This is a genomic window from Pseudonocardia wallangbongensis (assembly GCF_054486945.1).
The window spans coordinates 610,385-637,111 of the sequence record NZ_JBRERS010000004.1 but is presented as its reverse complement, the minus strand read 5'-3'; the positions used below and the strand labels follow the sequence as shown (position 1 = coordinate 637,111).

Here is a 26,727-nt window from a genome sequence, read left to right as displayed (position 1 = left end):
CCGGCAGGGGCGATGCTCCGGCAGCACCCTGCCGGCACCGAGGAGCCCGCGATGACCGACCAGCGCCCGCCCGCGGCGGATGCCGCGGAGGCCGCCGCCACCGGGCTGGACGCGTTGATCGCCGACGGGCATCCGGGCCCCCTGGGCCTGCTGTCCGGGGGTTCGGCGCTGCGGATGGCCGCCGCCCTCGCGGCCCGGCCCGGCGCCCTCGCCCGCCGGAGCGTGGGGCTCGCGGCCGAGCTGGCCCGGATCGGCGCCGGCCGCTCCCGGGTGACGCCGGAACCGGACGGCGAGCGCTACGCCGACCCGGCGTGGATGCGCAACCCCCTCCTGCGCCGCCTCGCCCAGGCCCACCTCGCCACGAGCGCCACCGCCGACGCGCTCGTCTCCGACGCCGGGCTCGGCGCCCCGGACGAGGCGCGGCTGCGCGCCACGGTCGCCGTGCTCTCCGGCGCGCTGTCCCCGAGCACCACGCCGCTGAACCCGGTGGTGTGGCGAGCGGCCCTCGGCACCGGCGGGGCGAGCGCCGTGCGCGGCATGCGCAGGTTCGTGGACGACATGGCCGCGCCGCCGCGCACCCCCTCCCCCGCCGCGGCCGGCACGCTCGAGGTGGGCACCGACGTCGGGACCACACCGGGCGCGGTGGTGCTGCGCACCCCCGTCTTCGAGCTCATCCAGTACCTGCCCCAGACCGAGCTCGTGCACGAGGTGCCGCTGCTCGTCGTGCCGCCGGTGCTCAACCGCTACTACCTGGCCGACCTCGCGCCCGGCCGCAGCATCGTCGAGCACCTCGTCCGGGCGGGCGTGCAGGTGTTCGCCGTGTCCTGGCGCAACCCGGACCCCGCCCACGACCCGGCACACGCGCACTGGGACCTCGACACGTACGGGCGGGCCGTGCTCGACGCGATGGACGCCGCCGAGCACGTCGCCCGCACCCACCGCTCGTCCCTGATGGCGTTCGGCGCGGGCGGCACGATCACCGCGATGCTGCTCGCGCACCTCGCCGCCACCGGCACCCAACACCGCGTCGCCGCCGTCACGCTCGCCGGCACCGTGCTCGACGCCCGCTCCGTGCCACCGGACCCGGCCGCCGCATGGGCGGCCGTGGCGGAGTCGGAGCGCGCCGGCCACCTCGACGGCCGCCCGCTGCTCGCCGAGCTGGCCTGGCGGGCGCCGGACACCCTGCTGTGGCCGCAGGCCGTGAGCTCCTACCTCTGCGGAGCCGAACCCCCGACGTCCGAGGTGCTGTTCTGGCTCACCGACACCACCCGGGCGCCCGCGGGCCTGCACCGCGACCTCGTCGACGTCGCCCTGCGGGCGCCGCTCGCCGTGCCGGGCGCGGCGAGCCTGCTCGACACCCCGCTGGACCTGGCCAAGGTCGACCGCGACTGCTACCTGGTGGCCGGCGCGGCCGACCCCGTCACCGCGTGGCGCGACGCGTACGCGGCCGCGGGCCTGCTCGGCGGCGCCTGCCGGTTCGTGCTCGCGACGGGCGGGCACGCCGCCTCCCTGGTGAGCCCGCCGGGCGGCATCGGGGACGGTTTCCGGGCGGCCGTCGCCGTACCCGGCGAACCCGGCCGCTGGCTCGCCGACGCCGAGGACCAGGCCGGCTCGTGGTGGACCGACCACCTCGACTGGCTCGTCGCCCGCAGCGGCGCCGTGCAGGACGCCCCACCGAAGCTCGGCGGGCGCGGGATGCACGCGCTGGCACCCGCGCCCGGGGCGTACGTCCTGGGGCGTTAGCGGGGCGCTGGGAGCGCCGAACGACTCGGGCCTGCTGCCCGATCGGGCCGTGGCCCCGTGCATCGGCTGGTGGCGGTGAGCGTGAGGCCACCTGGACGCCGCTCGCCACGGCCGGAGTCGTCCAGGACCCCTTCCTTCAGGCGGCGTCGGGGACGCGGGCGACGGCGAGCCGGTAGGACGAGTGGCGGGTGCTGCGCATCGTGCTGAGCTCCTCGAGCTCCACCCCCGCGTCGGCGAAGGCCTTGCGGAACTCGTGCTCGTAGGTGACCCGCCCGAAGTGGATCGTGGTGACGTGCTGGGCCAGCGGCTTCGCCCACTCCAGCAGCGCGGACCGGCGGTGGTGGAACGTCTGCGTGCTGTACAGGCGCCCCTCCGGGGAGAGCAGGGACGCGACGTGCGCGATGGCGGCGGCGGGGTCGGGGAGCAGCATCAGGCTGGCGCTGAAGTACACGGCGTCGTACGGGCCGCCACGGTGGTCGTAGACCGAGCCCAGCACCGGGTTGACGTGGCCGGTGAGGTCGGCGCGGCCGAGGGCGGCCTGGCAGCACGCCAGGTAGTCCCGGTCGATGTCGAGGCCGACCACGGCGAGCTCCTTGGCTCGCACGACGTCGGCGCACCGCGCCAGCGCCGCGCCCGTGCCGATCCCGACGTCGAGCATGCGCGCCCCGTCGGGCAGCCGCGCGAGCACGTGCCGGTACCACGCGGACGTCATCCCGGCGATGACCCGGTCGTACACCCACGCGCGGAGTGCGCTGCGCAGGGGAACCCGGGCCGGGGACGGCATGCTGCCGGGCACCCCGGCAGAGTGGTCACTCAACAGCGCGGCCGCTCAGTCTCCGCCACCGTCATTGCCGTCGTCCCTGCGGTAGGTGTCGAAGATCTTCTTGCACTCCGGGCACACCGGCGAGCCGGGCTTCGGCGAGCGGGTGACCGGGAACGTCTCGCCGCACAGCGCCACCACCATGTTGCCCAGCACCGCACTCTCGGCGATCTTGGCCTTCTTCACGTAGTGGAACATCTTCGGCGTGTCGTCGCCGGTGGTGTCGGTGCCCTCCGGACGCGTGTCGACGTCGGGCAGAACCTGCGTGGCCATGTCGTCCATGATGCCCCACGTGCCCGTTCCCGTCTCCCCACGTGATCCGTTACTGACCTCACCCGAGGTCGCCGACGCCGTCGCCACCCGCCGCCCGGTGGTCGCGTTGGAGAGCACCTTGCTCGCCCACGGCCTGCCCGCGCCGCAGAACCGGGCCGCCGCCGAGGAGCTCGAGACCACCGTCCGCGCCCACGGCGCCGTACCCGCCACCGCCGCCGTCCTCGACGGGGTCGCCCGGGTCGGGCTCACCGCGGCCGAGCTGGACCGCGTGTGCGCGGGCGGGCTCGCGAAGCTGTCGGCCCGCGACCTCGGCGCCGCGGTCGGCCTGCGCCGCGACGGCGCCACGACGGTGGCGGCGACGGCCGCCCTCGCCCACGCCGCAGGCGTGCAGGTGTTCGCCACCGGCGGTCTGGGCGGCGTGCACCGCGGCGCCCGGGAGAGCTGGGACGTGTCCGCCGACCTGGCCGCGCTGGCCGCCACGCCGGTGCTCGTCGTGTGCTCGGGGGTGAAGTCGATCCTCGACGTGCCGGCCACGCTCGAGGTGCTGGAGACCGAGTCGGTGCCCGTCGTCGGCTACCGCACCGACGCCTTCCCCGGGTTCTACCGGCGCGACTCCGGCCACCCGGTGCCGTGGCGGGTGGACACGCCCGCCGAGGCCGCCGCCGTGTGGCAGGCGCACCGGGCGCTGGGTGCGGCGTCGGGCGCCGTGCTCGCGCAGCCGGTGCCACCGGACGCGGAGCTCGACGGTGTGCTGCACGATCGGCTCCTGGACGAGGGCCTCGCGCTGGTCGCGTCGCGCGGGATCACCGGCAAGGACGTCACGCCGCTGCTGCTGGCGCACTTCCACTCCGAGAGCGGCGGCGCGAGCCTGCGGACGAACCTCGCCCTCGTGCTGGCCAACGCCGCGCTGGCCGCGCAGGTGGCGGCCGCGCTCGGCACATGAGGCCACCCCGGGTCGTGGTGGTGGGCGACGTCGCGGTGGACGTCCTCGTCGAGCCGTGCTCGCCCACCGTGGGCGGGGCGGACGTGCCCGCCCGGATCCGCATGCGCGCCGGCGGGGCCGGGGCGAACACCGCCGCGTGGCTCGCCCACCTCGGCGCCGATGTGACGCTCGTCGCGCGGGTCGGGGACGACCCCGCCGGCCGCGCGGCCGCCGACGACCTGCGGGCGGCCGGGGTGCGCCCCGCGCTCGCGGTCGATCCGGGGCTCCCGACGTGCACGGTGGTCGTGCTCCTCGCCGACGGCGACCGCACGATGTTGTCCGACCGCGGCGCTGCCGCCCGACTGGCGCCCTCCGACCTGCCCTACCTCGACGGGGCCGACCACCTGCACCTCTCGGGCTACGTCCTGCTCGGCCCGGCGTCGCGGGCCGCGGGACGGGCAGCGCTCAGCCGAGCCCGCGCGGCCGGGCTGAGCACGTCGGTGGACCCGCAGGTCGCACCCGCCCTGGACCCCGGGTTCGTCGACGACGTGCGCGGCGCCGACCTGCTGCTGCCGAACGCCGCCGAGCTGGCCGCGCTCGGGGGCGCCGACGCGCTGCGCGAGGTGGTGGGGGCCGTCGCGGCGACGGCCGGCCCGGCACCGGCAGGCTGGACAGACGGGCACGGCACGTGGACGGCGCAGCCCCCTCCCACCGAGGTGGTGGACCCGACCGGCGCGGGCGACGCCTTCGACGCCGGCGTGCTCGTCGCGTGGCTCACCGGGGCGGGGCCCGCGGCCGCCCTGGAGGCGGGCTGCGCCGCGGGCGCGGCGGCGGTGGGTCGGCTGGGGGCGCGGCCCGGCTGAGCCCCGCTCTCTGGTGTCCCGAACCGGAAGTCCGGTGCATAAATCGGCGGATCCAGGTTTCCGGCGGGCCGGCCTCGTACCGGGCGTACTCGGACGGTTCGCCGGTGCGGCCAGCGGGAAGCTGGGCCGTCGAGTTATGTGGTGGACTTTCGGTTCGGGACACTAGCAGCCCAGTGCAGCCGCCAGCTCGTCGACGCCGCGGACGGCCAGGTCGGCCGGGGTGTCGGCGGCGCGGTCGGCAGCGCGGCCGGGGCCCTTCTCCGCCGGGCGCTCGAGGAACGCGGTGCGCAGCCCGGCGTTCGCCGCCCCGGTGATGTCCCACCCGTGGCAGGCGACCAGCAGCATGCGTTCCGGTTCCACACCGAGCAGGCCGGCCGCGGTGCGGTAGACGGCCGGGTCGGGCTTGTACGTCCGAGCGAGCTCGGCCGAGAGGATCGCGTCGAACCGCAGGCCCGCGTCCTTGGCGAGGTGCGTGAGCAGCGCGAACCCGCCGTTCGACAGGGCGACCACGAGGTGGCGCCCGCGCAGCCGCTCCAGGCCGGCCGCCACGTCGTCCCATGCGGGCAGGCGGTACCAGCAGCGCACGAGCCGCTCGCGTACCTCGTCGTCGACGCGGTCGGCGAGCCCGAACTCGTCCAGCAGGTCGTCGAGGGACTCCCGGTGGAGCGTGTCGAGGGGCGTCCACGGCCGCTCGCCGTCCCGCACGCGGGCCATCGACGGGAGGTACCGGTCGCGCCACGCGCCGGTGAGCGCCGCGGCGTCGACGTCGATCCCGCGGGTGGCCGCGATCCCGGCGACCTGGCGGGTGATCCCGGTCCACCAGTCGACGCTCGTACCGAAGACGTCGAACGCCAGCACGTCCACCTCGTCCGCTCTCACGATGCGCTCCCCAGATCGACCTGCAACCACTCGCCGAGCCCCTGCTGCCCCGCCGCCGTCAGCCGCACCACCCGGCTCGCCTCGGTCAGGCGCACCCAACCCAGCTCGATCAGCCGGCTCGTGACGGCGGCGCCGAGGCTCCCCGCCAGGTGGTGGCGGCGCTCGCTCCAGTCCATGCACCGGCGGGCCAGCGGGCGGCGCAGGCGGTCGAGCCCCTCGACCTGCACCCCTATCCGCGCGAGCACCGCCGGGGCCTGCGCGGTGACGGCGTAGCCGCCGTCCTGCTCGACGAGCACCCCGCGCTCGGTGAGCGCCTCCGTGAGCGCGACGCCGAACGTGCCCGCCAGGTGGTCGTAGCACATCCGCGCCCGCCGCAGGTTCTGCCCGCGGACCGACGCGCGCAGCGACGTGACCCGGTCCGGTGGCGCGAGCAGCAGCAGGCCTTCGAGGGCGTCCGCCACCGCCGTGGCCAGCCGGAAGAGCCGGTGACGGCCCGCCCTCCGACTCGACGACGAGCAGCCCGCCCTCCACGAGCTTGCGCAGGTGCGCGCTCGCCAGCGACGGGGACACCCCCGCGACGTCGGCCAGCGCGGAGGCCGACATCGGCCGGCCGGCGAGCAGCGCGAGCAGCATCGCGACGCGGTTGCGGTCGGCGAGGAGTGCCCCGATCCGCGCGAGGTCCGCCTCTCCGGTCACGGATCGAACGTAACCGCCGAACGCTTCAACAGCGGTTGAAGTGTGCTGGCGCCTAGTACGGCAGCGGTAGATCGTGATCATGTTGCTGGTCGGCTGCGGTAGTGGCCGGTTCGGCCACTGTGTCGGTGTCGGGTCGCCGGCCCGGCTGCGCGGCAGCTCATCCGAGCGGCCCTGATCGGTTGTTCATGGCTGTGGCCGCAGCCATGAACAACCGATACCGCGGATCATGAACGTGACCGCCGCCTCGCGGTCAGGGCTGCCTCGTCGCGGGATCGGCTGCCGGTGGGCGCGCCGTACCCGGCTCGCAGCCCGAACGACCCACCCCGTCGACCCGGCCCCGGGCGCGACCACTCCCGTCCGGACCCGACCTCACCCCGCCGGTGATCCGGTTGGCACCACCACCGTCCCCCCGGGGTCACCGGGGCGGCCGTCCCCGACCTGCCGGCACGCCAGTCCCGACGAGACCGCCGCTGCCGACAGCCACTCGACCTGCGGTGGTCCCGCCCGCCCCTTCTGCACTCCCCAGACACCCGGGCGACCCCACGAACAACCCCGACATCGACACCCAGCGGGCCGTGATCGGCGGGATCGGGACATCACACTCACCTATGCACGCCAGGTCCCGTATCCGCTGATCACACCCCATCCTCGGGTCACTCCAGGCCGGGCGGTCGGGCGGCCGGACATTCGGCGCCGACACCACAGCCTGAGCGGCCCGGGCAACGGCACCACCGCCGGTCGAGTCCCACCCAGCCGCAGGATCCCGTCGCCAACCGGCGTGCCAGCAGGCCGGGGACGGCCACCCGGATGACCCCGGGGCGACGGCAGTGACGCCAACCCGACCACCCCGCAAAGATGGCGGGGACCAGGCAAACCGGAGGGAACGCACCCCAGACCGGATCGAGACGAGGGCCCCACACCACGAGCCGGGTACGGCGCGCCCACCGGCAGCGAACCCCCAGGCCAGCTCCACCCGACGACCGTCCCGCATTCCCCACCCACCAACAGGACACGAAAGCAGTGGGTGTCCGGTGCCGGTTGCTGACGCAGCCACGGACCGCGCCCCACCAGCGACGCTGCGCCGGGCACCATCACGAACTCCGGCTGTAGTAGCTAGCCGTCGATGGTCGGGTGCTCGCGCTGCTCGATCTGGCGGCGGTCCGGCCGGTAGCGGTTGTTCTTCTCCGCCTTCTTGGGCAACCGGTCGTTGGCGATGAGCACGGCCACCCACGGGAGCGGGATCGACAGCACCAGCAAGGAGACCGCGAGCCACGGGATCTGGTAGAAGGCGGCGGCGAGGACCATGAAGGGGATCCGCATCCCCATCATGATCTTGTAACGTCGCTTCCGGACGGCGAGCTCCTCCTCGTAGGAGCGGGCCGCGTCGGTGATGAGCACCGGGTCGGTTGCGCGCTGCGGATCTGCTGCCACTGCATGCACTCCCTCTGGCGCCTTTCGCACCTACACCCATCGTGCCACTCGGGTGCTGCGGCGTCTGCCCCACCCGGGTGCCCATTTCACCGCGTCGGCACTCGCGACCCGTCGGGTTCCGTCCGACCGTCCAGCAGGGCATGCAGCTCGGCCGCGCTGCAGGGTCGGGCATCGGATCCCGCGGCCCGCAGCAGCCGGTGCACGGCCGGTGCCCAGGCCGGGCCGAGCCGCGCCGTCCGCAGCAGATCGGGGTCACCGAGCACGTCGTCGGCAGGGCCCGTCCGCACCCGCCCGTCGACGACCACCGCGACGTCGGCGGCCCACCGGTGGGCGAGGTCGACGTCGTGGGTGGACAGCACCGGCGTCGTGCCACCGGTCTCCAGTTCGGCGAGGGTCACCAGCAGCGCTTCGACCCCGGCCGGGTCGAGGCCCGCCGTCGGCTCGTCGAGCACCAGGAGCCGGGGCGCCATCGCGACGGCACCCGCGATGGCCACCCGCTTCTTCTGACCGAACGAGAGCAGGTGCGGGGGCCGGTCCGCGACCGCGGCGAGGTCGAGCGCGGCGAGGGCGGCGGCCACGCGGGCGTGCACCGCGGACTCGTCCAGCCCCATGTTGACCGGCCCGAACGACACGTCCTGGGCGACGGTGGCGGCGAAGAGCTGGTCGTCGGGGTCCTGGAGCACGAGCTGCACCTGGGTGCGCAACGCGGTCCGGCCGGCGCGGGTGCGGCGCACGGGGACGCCGTCGAGCAGCACCTCCCCCGCATCCGGGGCGAGCGCCCCGGCCAGCAGCCGGAAGAGCGTGGTCTTGCCGCCGCCGTTCGGCCCGAGGACGGCGGTGCGGCGCCCGGCGTGCAGCGCGAGGTCGGCGCCGGTGAGGACGGGCCGGCCGGGCTCGTAGCCGAAGTGCAGGCCGCGGGCCTCGAGCACCGGGGCCGTCACGCGGCGAGCACCGACGACAGGGTGACGACCGCCGCGAGCAACACGGCGGTTCCCGCCAGGAACCGTCGTGAGAGCCGCTGCTCGGGCAGCTGCACCCGCAACGCCCCGGGCTCGCCGCGCAGGGCGAGGCCCTGCTCCATCCGCCGGGCCCGGTCGAAGGCGCTCACGAACACCGCGCCTGCCTGGCCGGCCACCGACCGGAACGCGGTGCGGGAGGAGCGGAACCCGAGGCGGCCCGCCTGCGCGGCCCGCACCGCGGCGATGCGGTCGAGCAGCAGGAACAGCATCCGGTAGACGAGCCCGGCGACGTCGACCACGGCCGGCGGCACCCCGAGCCGGTGCAGCCGCGGCAGGGTGTCGGCGAGCGGCGTGGTGGCCGCGAACAGCAGCAGGCACAGCACGGCCGCGGTGGCCCGCCCGGCCAGCGCGAGCGCGGCACCCACCCCCGCGGGATCGAGCCGGACGAACGTCGGGCCGCCCACCGAGAACAGCAGCGGCAGCGCACCGACCACGACGAACGCCAGCGGGCCGCGCGCGGCCCGCAGCAGCCTGCGGGCCCCGAGCCCGGCCGGGCCGAGCAGCAGCGCCGCGGCCACCACCCCGACCACCAGGGCACCCGGCCACGGCGGCAGTACGACGGCGCAGCAGAGCAGGCCGAACGCGAGCGCGGCCTTCTCCCCCGGGTGCCGGTGGCGCCACGGCCCGGTGCAGGCCACGGCATCGAGGGCGGGCATCAGGCCGGCGGGTCCGCGTGCGGCGGAGCGTTGCGGCGGCGGGTGCGGACCACCCCGAACACGTACCCGAGCACGCCCCCACCGATCGCCGCCTGCAGCGCGAACAGCCCGGACGCCGTCTCCGGCGCCGGCTCGAACAGCGGCGCGAACCACGGCTGGTAGCCGCTCTCGTCGATGCGTTCCACGGCCACGCCGTCGGCGCCGCCGAACTCGGTGTCGCTGCCGATGAACAGCAGCGGAACGGCCGCGAGCAGCACGACGCCCAGGACGAGCAGCCAGTTGGTCAGGCTGAAGCGCGACACTCATGCCTCCTGGCGGGCGGGACGGATACCGAGCCGGGCGAGCTCGGCCGGGCTGACGCGGGTGAGCAGGCGCACGACCAGCACGGTGAGCAGGCCCTCGCTCACGGCCAGGGGGATCTGCGTCACGGCGAAGATCGCGATGAACTCGCCGAGCGCCCCCGAGACACCGGACGCCGGATCCGGGTGGGCGAGGGCGAGCTGGACGGCGGTCGTGCAGTAGGTCGAGAGGTCGGCCAGCGCGGCGGCGAGGAACACCGCGGCCGCGAGCCCGCCGCCGAGCCGCCGGACCAGCGCGTACACCCCGTAGGCGACCCACGGCCCGACCACCGCCATCGAGAAGGCGTTGGCGCCGAGCGTGGTGATCCCGCCGTGGGCGAGCAGCAGCGCCTGGAACGTCAGCACGATCGTGCCGAGCAGGGCCATCACGGGTGGTCGGAACAGGATCGCGCCGAGGCCGGTGCCCGTCGGGTGCGAGCTGGAACCGGTGACGGACGGGAGCTTGAGCGCCGAGAGCACGAACGTGAATGCGCCGGCCGCCCCGAGCAAGAGCCGGGTCTCGGGCTCCTCGCGGACCTGCCGGACCACGGCACGCGCCCCGTGCACGACGAACGGCGCGGCCACCGCCGTCCAGGCGACGGCGTGCAGCGGCGGCAGGTACCCCTCGGCGATGTGCACCGGCGGAATCTAAGCCGCGGCGGCGACCGCCATCAAGTATGAACAGCCGTTCAATCGTTCAGCGGTGATCGCGGTCGTGAGCGTGCAGCACGACATCCCCGACGACCCCCTCGGACACCACGTCCAGCAGCCGGGTGGTGAGCTCCCCGATGACCCGGTAGCGGACCAACCTCCCCTGCCGGTGGGCGCTCACCATCCCGTGCGCGCGCAGCAGCCGCAGCGCGTGCGACACGGCGCTGTCGCTCATCCCCACGGCGAAGGCGAGGTCGGAGACGCACAGGTCGCCCGCGTGGTGCAACGCGAGCAGGATGCTGAGCCGGTTGACGTCGCCCAGCGCGTCGAGCACGGCGGCCGAGTTCTGCAGCTGCGCGGCGTCGGCCAGCACGGCCGCGGCGTCGCACACCTGGTCGGGATCGATGACCCGCGTGTCCCGGCGGGCTGCGGGCACCCGGTGCACTCAGCCTCCCGCCTTCGCGGCCGCCTTCTTGGCCTGCTTGTACGCGCGGACCTGGGCGAGGGATGCCGCGTCGACGACGTCGGCCACCGAACGGTGCACGCCCTCCTCGCCGTAGCCGCCCGCCGCCTCCCGCCAGCCGGGCGGGGCGACGCCGCGCTGCTTGCCCAGCAGCGCGGTGAAGATCTGCGCCTTCTGCGTGCCGAAGCCGGGGAGCTCGTTCAGCCGGCGGAAGAGCTCGCGCCCGTCGTCGACGCCGCTCCAGAGCCGGGACGCGTCGCCGTCGTACTGCTCGACGACCGCGGCGGCGAGCGCCTGCACGCGACCGGCCATCGACCCCGGGTAGCGGTGGACGGCGGGCGGGCCGCGGAAGACCTGGACGAGCGCCTCCGGGTCGTGCACCGCGAGCTCGCGGGCGTCGAGCACGGTGACGCCGAGCCGCTGGGCGATCAGCGCCGGACCGGCGAACGCCCGCTCCATCGGGAACTGCTGGTCCAGCAGCATGCCGATCAGCAGGGCCAGCGGGTCGCGGTCGAGCAGCGCGTCGGCGTCGACGTCCTGGGCGAGACAGAGGGCCACGACCGGAGGGTAGCGCCGCATGCGCCGTCCGAGCGCTCACACACCAACATCGACGCCGGCACACCAACTGCAGTTGCTGTGCGAGCACCACACTTGGTGTGCGACGGTCCGGGCCGTGCCGGGCACGCGCGCGCGGCGCGCGAGACTGTCGCCGTGCTTCCCCATCTCTCCCCCGGCGCCGCCGAGGCGCTGCGCACCGCGCTGCTGCGCGACCGCTACACCACCGACGGCGTGCGGGAGCTGCTCGGCCCGTCCGCGCATGCGGCGCTCGGGCGCGGCGAGGTCGAGCCGGCCTTCCGCGCGAGCCGGGACGGCGGTGAGCTGGGGGTGCTCGTCCGGCTCCTGCTGCTGGGCTCGACCGAGCCGGACGCCGCCGTCGCGGCCGCGCTCGCGCCCCTGGCACCCGCCGACGCGGCGGCCGCGGGCCTCCTCGTGGAGGACGCGCGGGGCTGGCGGGCCGTGCTCGACCTGCGCCCGCACGGTGACGACGAGGGCGACTGGTGGGTGCTCTCCGACCTCGACGCCCGCCGCCAGGAGCGCGACCACGTCACCGGCGTGGGGGCCGCGTCGCTGACGCTCGCCGCCGCCACGGTCCGGCGTCCGGTGGGCGCGCTGCTCGATCTCGGCACCGGCTGCGGCGTGCAGGCGCTGCACGCGGGACGGCACGCGCGGGCGGTGACGGCCACCGACGTGGCGCCGCGGGCGCTCGCGATGGCCGGGGCGACGTTCGCGCTGAGCGGGGTCGACGTCGAGCTCGTGGAGGGACCGTGGCTGGAGCCGGTGGCGGGCCGCCGGTTCGACCAGATCGTGTCGAACCCGCCGTTCGTGCCGGGTCCGGCGCGCGTCGACTACGTCTACCGCGACTCGGGCCAGGACGGCGACGCCGCGCTGGCGGCGTTGCTGCACGCCCTTCCCGGGCACCTGGAACCGGGCGGTGTGGCACAGCTGCTCGGCTCGTGGCTGCACGTGCGGGGCGAGGACTGGCCCGACCGGGTGCGGTCCTGGCTGCCGGACGGCGTCGACGCGTGGATCGTGCAGCGGGAGGTGTCCGACCCCGCGCTGCACGTCGGGACGTGGCAGCGCGACGCCGGGCTCGACCTGACCTCACCGGAGGCCCGCCGGCAGGCGGGTGCGTGGCTGGACTGGATGGAGCGCGAGCGCGTCGAGGCCGTCGGGTTCGGGTTCCTCACCGTCCGGCGCACGGGCGAGGAGCCGACCGTGGTGTTCGAGGACCTCCTCGGGGAGGTCGCCGACCCGCTCGGCCCCGAGACGGCGGGCTGGCTGGACCGCATCGACTGGCTGCGCGCCCACGCCCGCGACGACGCGCTCCTCGCCGCGCCGCTGGCGGTGGCCCCGTCCGTGGTGCTGGAGACGTACGCGGAACCCGGCGCCGAGGGGTGGACCGAGGTCGGCGCCGCCGTCGCGCGGCTGGACGGGCCGCGCTGGCGGCACGAGGTCGACGGGCCCGCCGCCGCGCTGCTGGCCGGTTGCCAGGGCGCGCTCGCGCTCGGCGAGCTCGTGGAGCTGCTGGCCGTCGCACACGACCGTCCGGCCGATGAGCTGGTGGCGGCGGCGCTCCCGGCCGTGCGCGAGTTCGTCCGGCACGGCGTCCTGGTTCCGGCGTGAGAGACGCCACATGAAGGCGGTCGTGGCGCGCGTCACCCGGGCGGCGGTGCGGGTGGACGGTGCGGTCGTCGGCGAGATCGACGGCCCCGGTCTGCTGGTACTGCTCGGCGTGCACCGCGACGACACCGCGGCCGCCGTTCCCGTGATGGCCCGGAAACTGCACGAGCTGCGGATCCTCCCCGGCGAGGTGTCCTGCGCCGACGCGGGCGCGCCGCTGCTGGTGGTGAGCCAGTTCACGCTCTACGGCGAGACCCGCAAGGGCAGGCGCCCGTCCTGGTCGGCCGCCGCCCCACCGGGGCACGCAGAACCGCTGGTGGAAGCCGTGGTGGCGGCGTTGCGGGAGCGCGGTGCACCGGTGGCCACCGGAGTGTTCGGCGCGATGATGGCCGTGGAATCGGTCAACGACGGGCCGTTCACGGTGCTCGTGGAGGTGTGACTCCGGGCCGGCTGAGGGCGCGCTGAGAGTACATGAGTGCATGCGCTCACTCTGGGAACGATATGAACTCAGGGGGCGTTGACCCCCAGTGAGAGCCCCGGGCGGACGGCTGTAGCCCAACGCCCCGTCCGGGTCGCGCAAGGGGAGGACCACATGACAGCGCCCACCATCAACGGGCCCGCGAGGACTGCACGGCCCGCCATCCCGGGCCAGCGTACCGACTCCGCCGCCCTGGGTTCCAGTCTTGGCGAGCGTACCGATGAGATCGCCCCGGAGATCTCCGCCGAGGACCTCGACGCCCAGAGCCCCGCGGCCGACCTGGTGCGTGTCTACCTGAACGGGATCGGCAAGACCGCGCTGCTGACGGCGGCGCAGGAGGTCGAGCTGGCCAGGCGGATCGAGGCCGGCGTGTTCGCGCAGCACGTGCTCGACGAGTCCGCTCCCGGCGAGCTCGACAAGCAGTACGCCGCCGACCTGCGGGCGATCGTCCGCGACGGGCGACGGGCCCGCAACCACCTGCTCGAGGCCAACCTGCGCCTCGTCGTCTCGCTGGCCAAGCGCTACACGGGTCGCGGCATGCCGCTGCTGGACCTGATCCAGGAGGGCAACCTCGGCCTGATCCGCGCGGTCGAGAAGTTCGACTACACCAAGGGCTTCAAGTTCTCGACCTACGCCACGTGGTGGATCCGCCAGGCCATCACGCGTGGCATGGCCGACCAGGCCCGCACCATCCGCCTGCCCGTCCACCTCGTCGAGCAGGTCAACAAGCTGGCACGGATCAAGCGCGACCTGCACCAGAAGCTCGGCCGCGACGCCACCCACGAGGAGCTGGCCACGGAGTCGGGCATCGCCGAGGAGAAGATCGCCGACCTGCTCGACCACGCCCGCGACCCGGTGAGCCTCGACATGCCCGTCGGGTCCGAGGAGGAGGCGCCGCTCGGCGACTTCATCGAGGACGGCGAGGCCACCGACGCCGAGACCACCGTGATCTCGCACCTCCTGCACGACGACCTCCGCCGGGTGCTCGCCACCCTGGAGGACCGCGAGCAGCAGGTCATCCGGATGCGCTACGGCCTCGACGACGGCCAGCCGCGCACGCTCGACCAGATCGGCCGCCGCTTCGGGCTCTCCCGCGAGCGCGTGCGCCAGATCGAGCGCGAGGTCATGGCGAAGCTGCGGATCGGCGAGCGCGCCGACCGGCTGCGCGCCTACGCGAGCTGACCCCGAGGTACCTGACCGGCGCCACCCGAATGGGCTCCCCGTGAGCCGGGTGGCGCCGGCCAGCGCACTGTGTACCTGCTCGGCCGGATCGCCCCACCCGTGGCGCACCGGCGAGAGCCCAGCTTCACACGATCGAGTCGCCTAGGCTCACGGTCATGGGTGCTCCCGCCGGACCCGTCTCCCCCGCGGTGATGCGCGAGGTGCTCGGGCACTTCGTGTCCGGCATCGTCGTGGTCACCGCGGCCACCCCGGGTGGCCCGATCGGCTTCACCTGCCAGTCGTTCGCCTCGCTGTCGCTGGACCCGCCGCTGGTCAGCTTCGCCGCCTCGCGCACGTCGTCCACCTGGCCGCAGATCCGCGAGGCCGAGACGTTCTGCGTGAACGTGCTGGCCGCCGACCACCAGGAGCTCTCCGCCGGTTTCGCCCGCTCCGGCGGTGCGGGCCTCGACAAGTTCGCGGGTGTTCCCTGGCGGGCGAGCCCGTCCGGCTCGCCCGTGCTGGACGGCGTCAGCGCCTGGATCGACTGCACCCTCTGGAACGAGTACGACGGCGGCGACCACACCATCGCCGTCGGGCGCGTCCTGGACCTCGGCGCCACCCCCGAGCGCCACCCGCTCCTGTACTACCGCGGCCGCTACGGCGTCACCGCCGTGCCACCGACGGCCTGATCGCCAGCGACGAGGGCGTCGATGCGGTCCAGGACGTAGGTGGGCCGGCGGTCGCGCGCCACCCCGGCGACGTCCTCGCGCGTGCTGTCGCCGCTGAGGACCAGGGCGGTGGCGGTGCCCGCCGCCCGGCCCATCGCGATGTCGGTCGCGAGCCGGTCGCCGACCATCACCGCCCGCTCGGGGCGGACGCCGACCAGCGCCAGCGCGGTGCGCAGGGCGTCCGGGTTCGGCTTGCCGAGCACGGCCTCGCACCTGCGGCCGGTACTCGCCTCCACGGCGGCGATGACGGCCCCCGCGTCCGGTTCTCCGAGGCCCGGGCCGAGCGGGCAGAACGCGTCCGGGTGCGTGGCGATCAGTCGCGTCTGCGGGCGTCGCCACAGGGCCGTGAAGGCGGTCCGCAGCTTGTCGTAGGTCAGGCCGCGGTCGTAGCTCGCGACGACGAGCGTCGTGTCCTCGGCGCGGTCGGTGAGCCGGATCCCCGCGGCCAGCAGGGTGTCGGCCAGCACCTGCTCACCGAGCAGGAAGCACCCGGCGTCCGGCTCGTGCCGGGCGATCCAGGTCGCCGTGATCGTCGCGCTCGTGATCACCTCGTCCGGTCGGGCACGCACGCCGAGCCGGTCGAGCTTGGCCGCGTAGTCCTGCCGGGACCGGGTCGGGTTGTTGGTCAGGAACACCCGCCGTCGCCCCGACCGTTCGATCGCGGCCATCAGGTCCGCCACGCCGGGCAGCAGCGCGTCGCCGAGGTAGACGGTGCCGTCCAGGTCGAAGACGTAGGCGTCGAACGCCGGCATCCCGCTCACGGGGTGGGGAGGAGGTCGGCGAACTCCGCCAGGAACCGGTCCACGTCGGCCGACTCCGGGCCGTCCAGCGGTCGCCCCGGTACGCGGCAGTGGTCGTCCGCGATCAGGCCGCGCCGCCGGGAGATCGTCTTCTCGGCCTGCACGATCAGCTCGACCTGCTGCATCCAGTACGCGATGTAGGGCAGCAACCTGCGGTGCAGTGCCTCCGCGTCGGCGGCGCGGCCCGCGTGCCACAGCCGCCAGATCTCGACGTAGATCTCCGTGAACGAGCACCCCGGCTGCACGCCCACCGCCCCGCGACGCAGGCCGTCCGGCAGCTGGACCCCGGCGTACCCGATCAGGCACCCGATCGGCGACGACCCGGCGGCCAGCGCGCTCATGACCGGGCCGGGCGGCACCGCCTCGACCTTCACCTGCAGGCCGGCGCCGTGGCGTCCGGCGAGCGTGCGGATGATCTCCGGGTCCAGCGCGGTGCCGGTCTGCGCCGGGGCGTACTGGAGCACGACGGGCGTGCCGGCGACGGCGTCCAGCACGGCCTCGACGTGGCGGCGCACCTGCGGCGGGGACGGGGCGAACAGGTGCGGCGGCAGGATGTTGATCGCCGCCGCACCCGCGTCCACCGCCTCCCGGGCGCGCCGGATCGCCACCACCGTTGCGTGGTCGGGCACCGAGACGACCACCGGCACCCCGTGCGCGTGGCCCGCCCGCAGGACCAGCCCGGTCAGGCGGGCGCGCTCGGCGTCGTCCAGCTTCGGGAACTCGGAGGCGAACCCGGGGAACATCACTCCCCCGACCCCGGTGCCCATGACGTGCTCGGTGACGCGGACGAAGCCGTTGTCGTCCACCTCGCCGGCGGCGGTGAAGGGGACCTCGAGGACCGGGCAGACTCCGGTGATCACAGGCGCCCCGACCGCACGAGCTCGGCGAGGTGTCGGTAGCGGGCCGGTGCACTGCGCAGCATGTCGGAAGTGTCGCAGGCGAATCCGGGCTCGTTCTCCACGCATGGGGCGGGCCGGGCTGGGGAAGGCTCCCACCGTCCCCCTTCCCCGACCTCCGAGGAGGACGCCTCCCATGCGGCTCGCACGGCCCCTCGCCGGCGCGACCCTGACCACGGCCACGGCCGCCGGCGTGCTGTTCGCCACGGCGCCCGCCGCGGCCGAACCGGCCCCCTGCGACGCCACGGCCCGGGCGTGCGTGGACCTGTCCGAGGGCACGGCCTGGCTGATGGACCGTGGTGACGTGGCGTACGGGCCGGTCCAGGTGACCGCGGGCGGCCAGGGGCACCGCACCCCGGCCGGGCGGTTCGTCGTGACCTACAAGGACGACGACCACCGCAGCCGCGTCTACGACAACGCCCCCATGCCCCACGCGGTGTTCTTCACGCGCGGCGGCGTGGCCTTCCACGAGGGCGACCGCGACTCGCGCTCGCACGGCTGCGTCCGCCTCTCGGCGGGCGCGGCAGCGGAGTTCTACGAGGCCCTGCAGCCCGGTGACGAGGTCCAGGTCCGCCGCTGATCACGGCTCATGGACCTCGCGGACTGCGGCGGGGCCGTCGGCCGTCAGGGCAGCGGCGGCGCGCTGGGCGGCAAGGGCCGCGTCGAGCTCCCGCACCACCTGCTTCGTGCCCGGCACGGCGGGAGGCGCGGTGCTGAGCTCGCGCACCCCGAGCCCCACGAGCAGCTGCGCGGCGAGCGGGTCGGCCGCGGCCTCGCCGCACACCGCGACGAGCGCCCGCTCCCCCGCCGCCCGGCACACGGCGTCGACGAGGCGGAGCACGCCGGGGTCGAGGGGGTCGGCCAGCGCCGCGACGCCCGGGTTGCCCCGCTCGGCGGCCAGCGCGTACTGGGTGAGGTCGTTGGTGCCGATGCTGAAGAAATCGACGTGGGGCACGAACGCGGCCGCCTTGAGCGCCGTGGCGGGCACCTCCACCATGATCCCGACCTGCAGGCCGGGCGGCGTGCCCCGGCCGTCCGCGGCGATCGCGGCGTCCAGGGCACGGCGTGCCACCACCAGCTCGTCGAGCGTGGCGACCATCGGGAACATCAGGCTCACCGGCGTCTCGTGCGCCACCCGCACGGCGGCGAGGAGCTGGTCGGCGAGCAGGCCGGGGTGGTCGGCGGCGAGCCGGATGCCGCGCAGGCCGAGGAACGGGTTGGCCTCGGCCGGGAGCGGCAGGTAGGGCAGCGGCTTGTCGCCGCCGACGTCGAGCGTGCGGATCGTGACCCGGTGGCCGCCGAGCGCGGCCGCGACCTCGCGGTAGGCCACCTCCTGCTCGTCGACGTCCGGCGCCGCGGTGCGGCCGAGGAACAGGAACTCGGTGCGCAGGAGCCCCACCAGGTCCGCCCCGGACGCCGCGGCCGCGGTGGCGTCCGCGGGCGAGCCGACGTTCGCGCCGACGAGCACGCCGACGCCGTCACGCGTCACGGCCGGGGCCGCCGCCCGCCGGCGCGCCCGGGCCTCCCGCTCCGCTCGCGCGGCGGCCCGCTCCCGGAAAGCGGCGAGCACGTCCGGCGCCGGGTCGACGGCCAGCTCGCCCGCGCCGCCGTCGAGGGCGACCGGGGTGCCGTCCGGTACGCCGAGCACGGCCGGGCCGGCCGCGACGACCGAGGGCACCCCGCGGGCCCGGAGCAGGATCGCGCTGTGCGCGGTGGGGCTCCCCGCGGCGAGCACGACGCCGGCCACCCGCTCGGGGTCGAGCGCAGCGGCCTGCGCCGGCGTGAGGTCCCTCGCAACGAGCACGGCCGCCGGGCCGGCCCCGTCCGCCGGGACGAGGGCGGGGCCGCCGACGAGCGCCTGCAGCACCTGCGCGGAGACGGCGCGCACGTCGGCCGCCCGCGCCGCGAGATACGGGTCGGGCACGGCCGCCCACGCGGCCGCGACGCGCTCCGCCGCGTCCGACCAGGCCCGCGGCGCGGACGCCCCGCCGTCGATGCCGGAGCGGGCGTCGGCGAGCAGGGCGGGGTCGTCGAGGAGCAGGAGGTGGGCGTCGAAGATCGCCGCCTCCGCCTCACCCAGCTCCCGCGCGGCGGTGTCGCGGCCGGTGCGGATCTCCGCCGCGGCCACCGCCAGCGCCGCGTCCAGCCGCGTGCGCTCGGCGGCCGGCTCGCCCGCGGGCTCGTCCGGCACCACCGGTGCCGGCGGCTCGGCCGTGCGCTTGGGTCCGATCCCGATCCCGGGCGACGCCGCGAGCGGGCCCGCGGCGGACGGAGGTGGGGACGGAGCCGGCGCCGCCCCGGGCGCCTCGTCGAACTGCCGGTCCGCGAGCGCCAGGACCGCCTCCACGGCCGCGGCGGCGCCCGGCCCCGCCGCACCGACCTCGACGCGGTGCCCGGCCAGCGCCCCCAGCGCGGTCAGGCCGGCCAGGCTCGCTGCCGGGATCCAGCCCGAGCCCGTGGTGGCGTTGCGCACGCGCACCTCGGCCCCGTCCAGGCCCCGGACGAGGGTGGCCAGCCGCGCGGCGGGGCGCGCGTGCAGCCCGTGGGCGTTGGCGACGGTGAACCCGGCGGTGACCTCGGCGTCCGCCACCGGGGCCGGGCCCGCCTCCGCCGGCGCGCCCAGCTGCGTCCGCTTCCCCCCGAGCGCGGCAGCGGCCTCGGCGGCCACCTCCTCCCGGTCCGCCCCGCCCGCCGCCGTGACGGCCGCGACGACGAGCCCCTCCACCAGCGGCGCCGGGCACAGCACGACGCGGTCCCGCGCATCCGGGTCGTCGAGCAGGTCGAGCGCCAGCTCCGCCGACAGCACGGCGCTGCCGAGGTCCATCAGCACGACGACGCCGGCCCCGGAGTCGGCGGCCCCGAGCGCCGCGGCGATGGCGACGGCGTCGGTGCCGAACGTGGTCCCGTCGAGCCCGGCGGCCACCTCGATCGCAAGCTCCCCCGGCGCCATCTCCCGAGCGAGCGCCACCGCGGCCTCGCCGAGCACGCGACTGTGCGAGACGACGACGAGCCCGACGAGGGGACTCACCCGCCCGCCCCGTCCTGCAGCAAGGTGGCTTTGCTCCGGTTGAACCGGAGCAAAGCCACCTTGCTGCGGTGGCGGAAGGGGTGGGGGGACCGCTTCATCCCAGCGTGTCCACCGCTGCCTGCAGGAGCAGCGTCGCCGAGGTCGCCCCGGGGTCCTGGTGGCCCACGCTGCGCTCGCCCAGGTAGCTGGCACGGCCCTTGCGGGCCAGCATCGGTGTGGTGGCGTCCCGGCCCTGCGCCGCCGCGGCGGCCGCGGCCTGCAGCGCGCCCGAGGTGTCCTCGCCACCCAGCGCGGCGTCGAGGGCGTCGACGGCGGGGGCGAGCGCGTCGTACATCGTCTTGTCGCCCGCCTCGGCCTTGCCGCGGGCGACCACACCGTCGACGCCCGCCCGCAGGGCCCCGGCGAACAGCTTCTGGTCGACCGGGTCGGCGTCGCCGATCGCGGTGGCCATCCGCAGGAAGAACGTGCCGTAGAGCGGTCCGCTCGCACCGCCGACCGTGCTGACCAGCGTCATGCCGGTCTGCTTCAGCAGCGCGCCCGGGCCGGTCGGTGCGGCCTCGTCGAGCTTCGCCACCACTGCCTTGAGGCCGCGGTTCATGTTCGCGCCGTGGTCGGCGTCGCCGATCGCCGAGTCGAGCCGGGTGAGCTCGTGCTCGTTCTCGGCGACGGCGGCCGCGAACGCGCGGACCCAGCGGCCGAGCGCGGCGGCGTCGATCGCGGCGAAGCCGTCGGCCATCAGGCGCCCCAGCGCAGGCCAGGGGTGCGGACCGGCGCGTCCCACAGCCGGAGCAGCTCGCCGTCCATCTGCAGCAGGGTGACCGAGCAGCCGGCCATCTCCAGGCTCGTGATGTACGGCCCGACCAGTGACCGCGCGACCTCCACACCGGCCTTCGCGAGGATCCGCGAGACCTCGCGGTACATCACGTACAGCTCCAGGAGCGGCGTGCCGCCCATCCCGTTGACGAACAGGAGCGCGCCGCCGTCGCCGGTGAAGTCCCGGTCGGCGAGGATCGGCTCCACCAGCATCTCCGCGACCTCACGCGCCGGTGCGAGCGGCACCCGCCGCCTCCCCGGCTCGCCGTGGATGCCGATGCCGATCTCCATCTCGTCCTCGGGCAGGTCGAACGTCGGCCGGCCGGCCGCCGGCACCGTGCACGACGTGAGCGCCATGCCCATGCTGCGGCCGGCATCGTTGACCCGCCGGGCGACCGCGGCCACACCGGCCAGGTCGCGTCCCTCGTCGGCCGCGGCGCCGGCCAGCTTCTCGACCAGCACGGTGACGCCCACCCCCCGCCGGCCGGCCGTGTAGAGGCTGTCCTGCACCGCGACGTCGTCGTTCGTGACGACCGAGACGACCTCGACGCCGGTGTCGGCGGCGGCGAGCTCGGCCGCCATCTCGAAGTTCATGACGTCACCGGTGTAGTTCTTCACGATGTGCAGCACGCCGGCGCCGCCGTCGATGCCGCGCGTGGCCTCGAGCATCTGGTCGGGCACCGGTGAGGTGAACACCTCGCCCGCGCAGGCGGCGTCGAGCATGCCGGGCCCGACGAACCCGCCGTGCAGCGGCTCGTGCCCCGAGCCGCCGCCGGACAGCAGCCCGACCTTCCCCTGTACGGGCGCGTCCGCCCGGTACACGATCTTGTGATCCAGGTCGACCCGCAGATCGGGGTGGGCCGCGGCGATGCCGCTCAATGCCTCCGTGACAACGTCTGCAGGATCGTTGATCAGCTTCTTCACGCCCGGCCCTCCGCGACGATGGGACGATCTCGCGGACCCTACGACTCCTTTGTGTCCTGCGCCACGGTCCTGGTGCCCGAGACACTCAGCTGGGCCCGCACCGCCCGTTCCACCGACGGGCCGAGGGCGGCGGCGATCGCGGCAGGCTCGTGCGGCCCGCGGACGAGCATGGTGAACAGCAGGCCGTCCAGCATCGCGAGGAGCTCCTCCGACGAGCGGGTGGCGTCGGCGGCGCCGAGCTTCCGCAGCATCTGGGCGCCGAAGGCCCGGACGGTGTTCCCGGCGCGCACCATGGCGTCGCGCAGCTCCGGATCCCGCATGGCGGCGAGGCTCAGCTCGTAGCGCGCGAGCGTGCGGTACCGCTGTGTTGTGACCAACGAGACAACGGTGTCGACGAGGACGTCCACCAGCGCGGAGTGATCGTCCCGGACGGCCCGGACGGCCGGCGCCTCGATGGCCAGATCGAGCTCCACTATCCGCTCGACACAGCCCATGACGAGCGCGGACCGGCTGCGGAAGTAGTACGAGGTGCTGCCCTGGGGGATGCCGGCGATCGCGTCCACCGCGCGGTGGGTGAGCCCCCGCATGCCCTGCTCGGCCAGCACGCGCAGCGCGCCGTCGAGGATCTCGGTTCTGCGGTCGCCCATATCCCCTCTACATCCGTGAACAGGTGGTCTACTCTCCACTCTACAGTTGTAGAGGGGGAATCATGCACGTCGTGGTCATCGGGGCGGGGCTCGGTGGTCTGGCAGCGGCGGTGGCCGCGGATCGCGCCGGACACACCGTCACCGTGCTGGAACGGACACCGGAGCTGCGCGATGCGGGCGCCGGCATCGGGATCATGCCCAACGGGGTGCTGGCGCTCGACGCGCTCGGGTTGGGGGAACCCGTGCGCGCGCAGACCGGGCCGCTGCACACCGGGGGCTGCATGCTGGACCGGCACGGCAAGCCGCTGCTCACCGCGGACCTCGCCGCTGTCCGCAAGCAGGCCGGGGCACCGCTCGTCGTCGTCCGCCGCTCCTGGCTGTACGGCCTGCTCGTCGACGCGCTCGCACCCGGCACCGTCCTCACCGACACACCCGTCATCACGCTGTACAACGCCGGCGACCACATCGAGCTGCGCACGGGTGGCGGCCCGGTGCACGCCGACGCCGTGATCGTCGCCGACGGTGCCCACAGCACGTTGCGGGCCGCGCTGCTGCCCGACCACCCGGGCCTCGCGGGTTCCGGCGAGTACGCGGCGCGCGCGATCGCACCGGCCGCACCGGCCGGCGTCGAGATGGTGGTCGGCGAGTTCGTCGACCACCACACCGGCGACCGCTTCGGCTGCCTGCCGCTCGCCGACGGCGGCGTCTACTGGTACGCCACGTGGCACGGCTCGTCGCCCGCCGATCCGGGCGAGCGCCACGGCTGGCTGCGCGACCGCCGGGACGGCTGGCACCCGTCGGTCACCGCGCTGATCGACGTCACGCCCGCGGAGTCGGTGCACGTCGCGGAGACCCAGCAGCTGGTCATGCCGCTGCCCACCCTCGCGATCGGCCGCGTCGTCCTGATCGGCGACGCGGGCCACGCGATGACGCCGGACCTCGGCCAGGGCGCCTGCCAGGCGTTCGAGGACGCGGCCACGCTGGGCGCCGTCCTCGACGGCGCCACCGCGGCGGACGTGCCGGCCGCGTTCCGGGACTACGACGCCCGCCGGCGACCCCGCACCGACGCGGTGCAGCGGGAGAGCCGGCGGATGCAGCGGCTGCTCGGGCTCACCGGGTGGCGGGGCCGGCTGCGGGACGTGCTGCTACGCCTCGTGCCCTCGGCCCTCGCCGCGCGCAAGCTGGCGGCCAAGTACCGGTTCACACCGAAGCCCGCGCGGCGAATGGCGTCGTCAGCCCGGTAGGGGCGGAGGCCACCTGCCGGACGAACGGCACGCTCGTCCGATAGGGCGGGACGAGAGTGCCGTTCGTCCAATCAGAAGCCGGCGTCTCGAGACGGCTCCTCCAACCGGACCCCGGCGAGCACCGCGCGGTGATCGGCGCCGGCGAGGTCGAGCACCTCGAACCGGGTGGTCGCGGCGTCCGCGGGCACGAGAACGTGGTCGATCTGGATGCCGAGCCATCGCGGCGCACCGGCCGGGAACGTGCCGGTCAGGGCGCTCCCCGTGCCCTCGGCGGCGCTGCGGCAGCCGCCGAGGGCGGCGCGCAGGGCGGGGTGGTCGAATGTGGCGTTGAAGTCACCGGCCACCAGCGGTGCCACCGGGCCGGCGCACCAGCTCCCGATGAGGGCCAGCTCGTCGTGCCAGCGGGCGGTGCTGCGCCGGGACATCGGCGCCGTGGGGTGCACGGCGTAGAGGGTGCGGGCACCGAGGACGCCGCCGGTGGCCTCGAGGTGCGGCACCCGCATCCGGCGGGCGGCGCGCACCCGCACGTCGCCCGCGCGCTCATCGACCAGCAGGAGCACGTCGTAGCCGTCGCGGTGACCGCCGCCCGACGCCACCCAGGCGCGGTAGCCGAGCCCGGCGAGGAGCGGCATGAGCTTGTCGCGGAAGTCGGCGCCCGCCTCGGGCAGCACCACGAAGTGCGGGCGTTCGGCGGCGACCAGCGCGGCGAGCTCGCCGGTGTCGGCCCGCCCGTGCCACACGTTGGCGGTGAGGACGGTGACGTCGGCCGGCCCCGGCGCAGCCGCCGGCTTCCGGGCGGCTCGCCGCAGCACCGGCGCGCCCGCGGCCAGCCCGGCGGCCGCGACGCCCGCGGCGAGCGGGGCGGTGCGGCGGCGGGTGGCCAGCAACGCGGCACCGGCCACCGCGGACGCCGCCATGTGCGGACGCCATGCCTGCACGACCGCGGCGAACGTGGGCAGGCCGCCCCGCGCGAGCGCGTGGGCCGTGTACACCTTCGCCGCGACGTGGGGCCGCACGCTCCGCGGGACGAACGGGCGCACCAGCGCGGTGACCAGCGGTACCAGGGCCATCGATGCCGGTTCCTCTCTCGGTTGGTGGCCCGGCAGTCGCGTCGGCGGGCATCGGGTCAACGAGTGCGGCGGGCGGCCGGTTCCAACCCCCGCCCCGCATGGTGCCAGCCGTCCCGCCGCGGCAGCAGCCAGGCACCGAGACCGACCGCCACCAGGATGAGCGCCATCATCGTGAAGGCCAGGGCGTAGGCGAGCGTGGCCCCGCCGGACGCCAAGGCGACCAGGACCGCGAGTCCGACCGCGCCGCCGAACTGCTTGGCGGTGTTCATCAGCCCGGACGCGGCGCCGGCGTCCGCGCGGGGAACGCCGGAGGTCACGGTGGACGTGATCGGGGTGTTGAGCAGCCCGCCGCCCGCGGAGATGAGGACCGCCGGCCCCAGGATCTCCTCGACGTACCCGCCGTCGAGGTGAACCGCGTTCAGCGCCTGCCACCCGAACCCGAGTGCCGCCACGGCCGCCCCGGCGGCGATGACGACGCGGGCGTCCCAGCGCCGCATCAGCCTCGGGGCGACCCACGTGCCGGCGACCATGGTGATCAGGGTGTGCGGGAGGAAGCCCAGCCCGGTCTGCAACGGCGCGTAGCCCAGCCCGTCCTGCATCAGGAAGGCCAGGAAGAACCACATCGGCACGAGACAGGCCGCGACCAGGACGGCGAGGGCGTTGCCGGTCGACACCGCCCGGAGCACCAGCAGCCGCAGCGGGAACAGCGGGGCGGCGAGGCCCGGCCCGGCCGGTCGAGCCGGCTCGTCGCGCAGGCGCGCCAGTGCGACGGCGCCGGCCGCTGCGCAGAGGGGCACGTTGATCAGGAGGGTCCACCGCCAGGACGCGAACTCGGTGATCGCGCCGCCGAGCAGGTTCCCGCCGGTTCCGCCCGCCAGGCCGACGGCGGTCCACCAGGCGATGGCCCGGACCCGCCGCGGCCCCTCCGGGAACGTCGTGGTGAGCAGCGTCAGGGTGGCGGGGGCCAGCGCCGCGGCACCGAGCCCCTGGACGACCCGCGCTCCGACGAGCACGGCCGGGGTGGCGGCGAGCCCGCCGACCAGGCTCGCGGCCCCGAACACCGCGAGACCGCCCACCACCACCCTCCGCAGCCCGTAGAGGTCCGCGAGGCGGCCGCCGAGCAGGAGGAAGCAGGCGAAGGCGAGCCCGTACCCGTTGACGACCCACTGCGCACCCGCCGCGTCGAACCCGAGGGCGGCGCGGATCGAGGGCAGCGCGACGTTCACGACCGACACGTCGAGCACGACCATGAACTGGGCCGCGCAGGACAGGAATCCGACCGGGGGGCGTGCCGGCACCGCCGTTCACCTTTCCAATGCGATCACATTGATTTACTCGGAGAGTACTACGATGTGACCGCATGGAAAAGGTGCGGGTGGCGCGGACCCGGGGCCCGGGCGCCCAGCGGGACGTGCGGCGCCGGGAGATCTGCGACGCGGTGCTGGCCGTGGTGGGTGACGCCGGCATCGCGGCCGTGTCGCTGACCGCGGTGGCCGCGACGGCGGGAGTGTCCGCGGGCCGGGTGCAGCACTACTTCCCGTCGCGGGACGAGATGCTGGAAGCGGCGTTCGACCGGGCGAACGAGCTGGCCGTCGACCGGATCGCCGCGCTCACGGCCCGCGACGCGCGGCCGCGCGCGGTACTCACTGCCGTGCTGACCGAGCTGGTTCCCCACGACGCCGGCACCCGCACGCACATGCGGATCCGGCAGTCCTTCACCGCCCAGGCCCTCGCCGACGAGCGGGTGGCCGCCCGCCTGCGCCACGCCTACGAGGAGCTGCGGGCCCGGATCGGCGGGATCGTCGCCGGCGAGGTCGCCGCGGGGGCGATCACGAGCAGCGAGCGGCCGGAGCACGCCGCGGTCCGGCTCGTCGCGCTCGCGGAGGGCCTCGCCTACCACGTCCTGATCGGCACCCACCCCGCCGACGTGGCCCGCCGCCAGGTCCTGGACGCCGTCGACGCCCTCTACCGGGTCTCAGCTTCGTCACAGTGATCGACTGCCA

29 protein-coding genes are annotated in these 26,727 nt (G+C 75.4%); 10 read left to right on the top strand and 19 right to left on the bottom strand.

The genetic code is table 11. The annotated features are described in order from the left end of the window. The first annotated feature begins 51 nt into the window (after positions 1–51). Positions 52–1,743, top strand: a complete 1,692-nt coding sequence (locus tag ACU436_RS18275; protein WP_459026763.1) for a PHA/PHB synthase family protein — start codon at positions 52–54, stop codon at positions 1,741–1,743. A 136-nt stretch (positions 1,744–1,879) separates the two neighbouring features. On the opposite strand, the gene ACU436_RS18270 is transcribed toward ACU436_RS18275, so the two are convergent. Both ACU436_RS18270 and ACU436_RS18265 read right to left on the bottom strand, forming a co-directional pair. Then, entirely contained in the window at positions 1,880–2,539 is a 660-nt protein-coding gene (locus ACU436_RS18270; protein WP_459026761.1) for a class I SAM-dependent methyltransferase, read from the bottom strand. A gap of 33 nt (positions 2,540–2,572) precedes the next feature. After that, a complete protein-coding gene (locus ACU436_RS18265) occupies positions 2,573–2,836 on the bottom strand; it encodes a DUF3039 domain-containing protein (RefSeq protein ID WP_459026760.1) in 264 nt (87 codons plus the stop codon). A 10-nt stretch (positions 2,837–2,846) separates the two neighbouring features. Between ACU436_RS18265 and ACU436_RS18260 the strand changes: the two genes are divergently transcribed. Next, on the top strand, positions 2,847–3,779 hold the full coding sequence (locus ACU436_RS18260) for a pseudouridine-5'-phosphate glycosidase (protein WP_459027035.1): 933 nt from the start codon (positions 2,847–2,849) through the stop codon (positions 3,777–3,779). After that, positions 3,776–4,621, top strand: coding sequence for a carbohydrate kinase family protein (locus tag ACU436_RS18255; RefSeq protein WP_459026757.1), 846 nt, complete (start codon positions 3,776–3,778; stop codon positions 4,619–4,621). Before ACU436_RS18260 ends, ACU436_RS18255 begins: the two co-directional genes overlap by 4 nt. 162 nt (positions 4,622–4,783) lie before the next feature. Here the strand turns inward: ACU436_RS18255 and ACU436_RS18250 are convergent, their stop codons facing one another. The 9 genes from ACU436_RS18250 to ACU436_RS18210 form a co-directional block, all read right to left on the bottom strand. Further along, complete coding sequence (locus ACU436_RS18250) at positions 4,784–5,500, bottom strand: haloacid dehalogenase type II (protein ID WP_459027033.1); 717 nt, start codon at positions 5,498–5,500, stop codon at positions 4,784–4,786. Further along, positions 5,497–5,961, bottom strand: a complete 465-nt coding sequence (locus ACU436_RS18245; protein ID WP_459027044.1) for a hypothetical protein — start codon at positions 5,959–5,961, stop codon at positions 5,497–5,499. The genes ACU436_RS18250 and ACU436_RS18245 overlap by 4 nt, the downstream gene beginning before the upstream one ends. Before the next feature lie 1,348 nt (positions 5,962–7,309). Continuing rightward, the gene (locus tag ACU436_RS18240) at positions 7,310–7,636 is read right to left on the bottom strand and encodes a DUF3099 domain-containing protein (RefSeq protein WP_459026755.1); all 327 of its coding nucleotides are present in this window, start codon (positions 7,634–7,636) and stop codon (positions 7,310–7,312) included. Positions 7,637–7,713: 77 nt separating this feature from the next. Then, complete coding sequence (locus tag ACU436_RS18235; protein ID WP_459026753.1) at positions 7,714–8,568, bottom strand: energy-coupling factor ABC transporter ATP-binding protein; 855 nt, start codon at positions 8,566–8,568, stop codon at positions 7,714–7,716. Further along, a complete protein-coding gene (gene cbiQ, locus ACU436_RS18230) occupies positions 8,565–9,302 on the bottom strand; it encodes a cobalt ECF transporter T component CbiQ (protein WP_459026751.1) in 738 nt (245 codons plus the stop codon). Before cbiQ ends, ACU436_RS18235 begins: the two co-directional genes overlap by 4 nt. Then, the gene (locus ACU436_RS18225) at positions 9,302–9,604 is read right to left on the bottom strand and encodes an energy-coupling factor ABC transporter substrate-binding protein (RefSeq protein ID WP_459026750.1); all 303 of its coding nucleotides are present in this window, start codon (positions 9,602–9,604) and stop codon (positions 9,302–9,304) included. The genes cbiQ and ACU436_RS18225 overlap by 1 nt, the downstream gene beginning before the upstream one ends. Beyond that, on the bottom strand, positions 9,605–10,279 hold the full coding sequence (locus ACU436_RS18220) for an energy-coupling factor ABC transporter permease (protein WP_459026749.1): 675 nt from the start codon (positions 10,277–10,279) through the stop codon (positions 9,605–9,607). 58 nt (positions 10,280–10,337) lie between these two features. Further along, positions 10,338–10,736, bottom strand: coding sequence for an ArsR/SmtB family transcription factor (locus ACU436_RS18215; protein WP_459026747.1), 399 nt, complete (start codon positions 10,734–10,736; stop codon positions 10,338–10,340). Then, on the bottom strand, positions 10,737–11,333 hold the full coding sequence (locus ACU436_RS18210; protein WP_459026745.1) for an HhH-GPD-type base excision DNA repair protein: 597 nt from the start codon (positions 11,331–11,333) through the stop codon (positions 10,737–10,739). Positions 11,334–11,465: 132 nt separating this feature from the next. On the opposite strand from ACU436_RS18210, the gene ACU436_RS18205 reads away from it, so the two are divergent. From ACU436_RS18205 to ACU436_RS18190, 4 genes are all read left to right on the top strand, one after another. Beyond that, a complete protein-coding gene (locus tag ACU436_RS18205) occupies positions 11,466–12,938 on the top strand; it encodes a DUF7782 domain-containing protein (protein WP_459026743.1) in 1,473 nt (490 codons plus the stop codon). Positions 12,939–12,948: 10 nt separating this feature from the next. Then, positions 12,949–13,374 (top strand): D-aminoacyl-tRNA deacylase, encoded by a 426-nt coding sequence (gene dtd, locus ACU436_RS18200; protein WP_459026741.1) that lies wholly within the window; start codon positions 12,949–12,951, stop codon positions 13,372–13,374. Positions 13,375–13,527: 153 nt separating this feature from the next. Continuing rightward, positions 13,528–14,595, top strand: coding sequence for a sigma-70 family RNA polymerase sigma factor (locus ACU436_RS18195; protein WP_459026739.1), 1,068 nt, complete (start codon positions 13,528–13,530; stop codon positions 14,593–14,595). Positions 14,596–14,750: 155 nt separating this feature from the next. Next, positions 14,751–15,263: a flavin reductase family protein gene (locus tag ACU436_RS18190; protein WP_459026737.1), complete on the top strand. Its 513-nt coding sequence runs from the start codon at positions 14,751–14,753 to the stop codon at positions 15,261–15,263. Here the strand turns inward: ACU436_RS18190 and ACU436_RS18185 are convergent. Beyond that, positions 15,230–16,054, bottom strand: a complete 825-nt coding sequence (locus ACU436_RS18185; protein WP_459026735.1) for an HAD-IIA family hydrolase — start codon at positions 16,052–16,054, stop codon at positions 15,230–15,232. The genes ACU436_RS18190 and ACU436_RS18185 overlap by 34 nt on opposite strands. Before the next feature lie 5 nt (positions 16,055–16,059). Beyond that, positions 16,060–16,962, bottom strand: coding sequence for a dihydrodipicolinate synthase family protein (locus ACU436_RS18180; protein WP_459026733.1), 903 nt, complete (start codon positions 16,960–16,962; stop codon positions 16,060–16,062). A 172-nt stretch (positions 16,963–17,134) separates the two neighbouring features. Between ACU436_RS18180 and ACU436_RS18175 the strand changes: the two genes are divergently transcribed. Next, positions 17,135–17,578, top strand: coding sequence for a L,D-transpeptidase (locus ACU436_RS18175; RefSeq protein WP_459026731.1), 444 nt, complete (start codon positions 17,135–17,137; stop codon positions 17,576–17,578). Here ACU436_RS18175 and ptsP read toward each other — a convergent pair whose 3' ends face one another. From ptsP to ACU436_RS18155, 4 genes are all read right to left on the bottom strand, one after another. Then, positions 17,579–20,026: a phosphoenolpyruvate--protein phosphotransferase gene (ptsP, locus tag ACU436_RS18170; protein ID WP_459026729.1), complete on the bottom strand. Its 2,448-nt coding sequence runs from the start codon at positions 20,024–20,026 to the stop codon at positions 17,579–17,581. Positions 20,027–20,120: 94 nt separating this feature from the next. Further along, positions 20,121–20,762, bottom strand: a complete 642-nt coding sequence (gene dhaL / locus ACU436_RS18165) for a dihydroxyacetone kinase subunit DhaL (protein WP_459026727.1) — start codon at positions 20,760–20,762, stop codon at positions 20,121–20,123. Continuing rightward, on the bottom strand, positions 20,762–21,763 hold the full coding sequence (gene dhaK, locus ACU436_RS18160) for a dihydroxyacetone kinase subunit DhaK (protein ID WP_459026725.1): 1,002 nt from the start codon (positions 21,761–21,763) through the stop codon (positions 20,762–20,764). The genes dhaL and dhaK overlap by 1 nt, the downstream gene beginning before the upstream one ends. Positions 21,764–21,801: 38 nt before the next feature. After that, on the bottom strand, positions 21,802–22,410 hold the full coding sequence (locus ACU436_RS18155) for a TetR/AcrR family transcriptional regulator (protein ID WP_459026723.1): 609 nt from the start codon (positions 22,408–22,410) through the stop codon (positions 21,802–21,804). Positions 22,411–22,472: 62 nt separating this feature from the next. On the opposite strand from ACU436_RS18155, the gene ACU436_RS18150 reads away from it, so the two are divergent. Continuing rightward, positions 22,473–23,654: an FAD-dependent monooxygenase gene (locus ACU436_RS18150; RefSeq protein ID WP_459026721.1), complete on the top strand. Its 1,182-nt coding sequence runs from the start codon at positions 22,473–22,475 to the stop codon at positions 23,652–23,654. A gap of 71 nt (positions 23,655–23,725) precedes the next feature. Here the strand turns inward: ACU436_RS18150 and ACU436_RS18145 are convergent, their stop codons facing one another. Together ACU436_RS18145 and ACU436_RS18140 are read right to left on the bottom strand one after the other, a co-directional pair. Continuing rightward, positions 23,726–24,724, bottom strand: coding sequence for an endonuclease/exonuclease/phosphatase family protein (locus ACU436_RS18145; RefSeq protein WP_459026720.1), 999 nt, complete (start codon positions 24,722–24,724; stop codon positions 23,726–23,728). 56 nt (positions 24,725–24,780) lie between these two features. Then, positions 24,781–26,022 (bottom strand): MFS transporter, encoded by a 1,242-nt coding sequence (locus ACU436_RS18140; RefSeq protein WP_459026718.1) that lies wholly within the window; start codon positions 26,020–26,022, stop codon positions 24,781–24,783. A gap of 62 nt (positions 26,023–26,084) precedes the next feature. Between ACU436_RS18140 and ACU436_RS18135 the strand changes: the two genes are divergently transcribed. Beyond that, a complete protein-coding gene (locus ACU436_RS18135; RefSeq protein WP_459026717.1) occupies positions 26,085–26,717 on the top strand; it encodes a TetR/AcrR family transcriptional regulator in 633 nt (210 codons plus the stop codon). Positions 26,718–26,727: the final 10 nt, after the last annotated feature.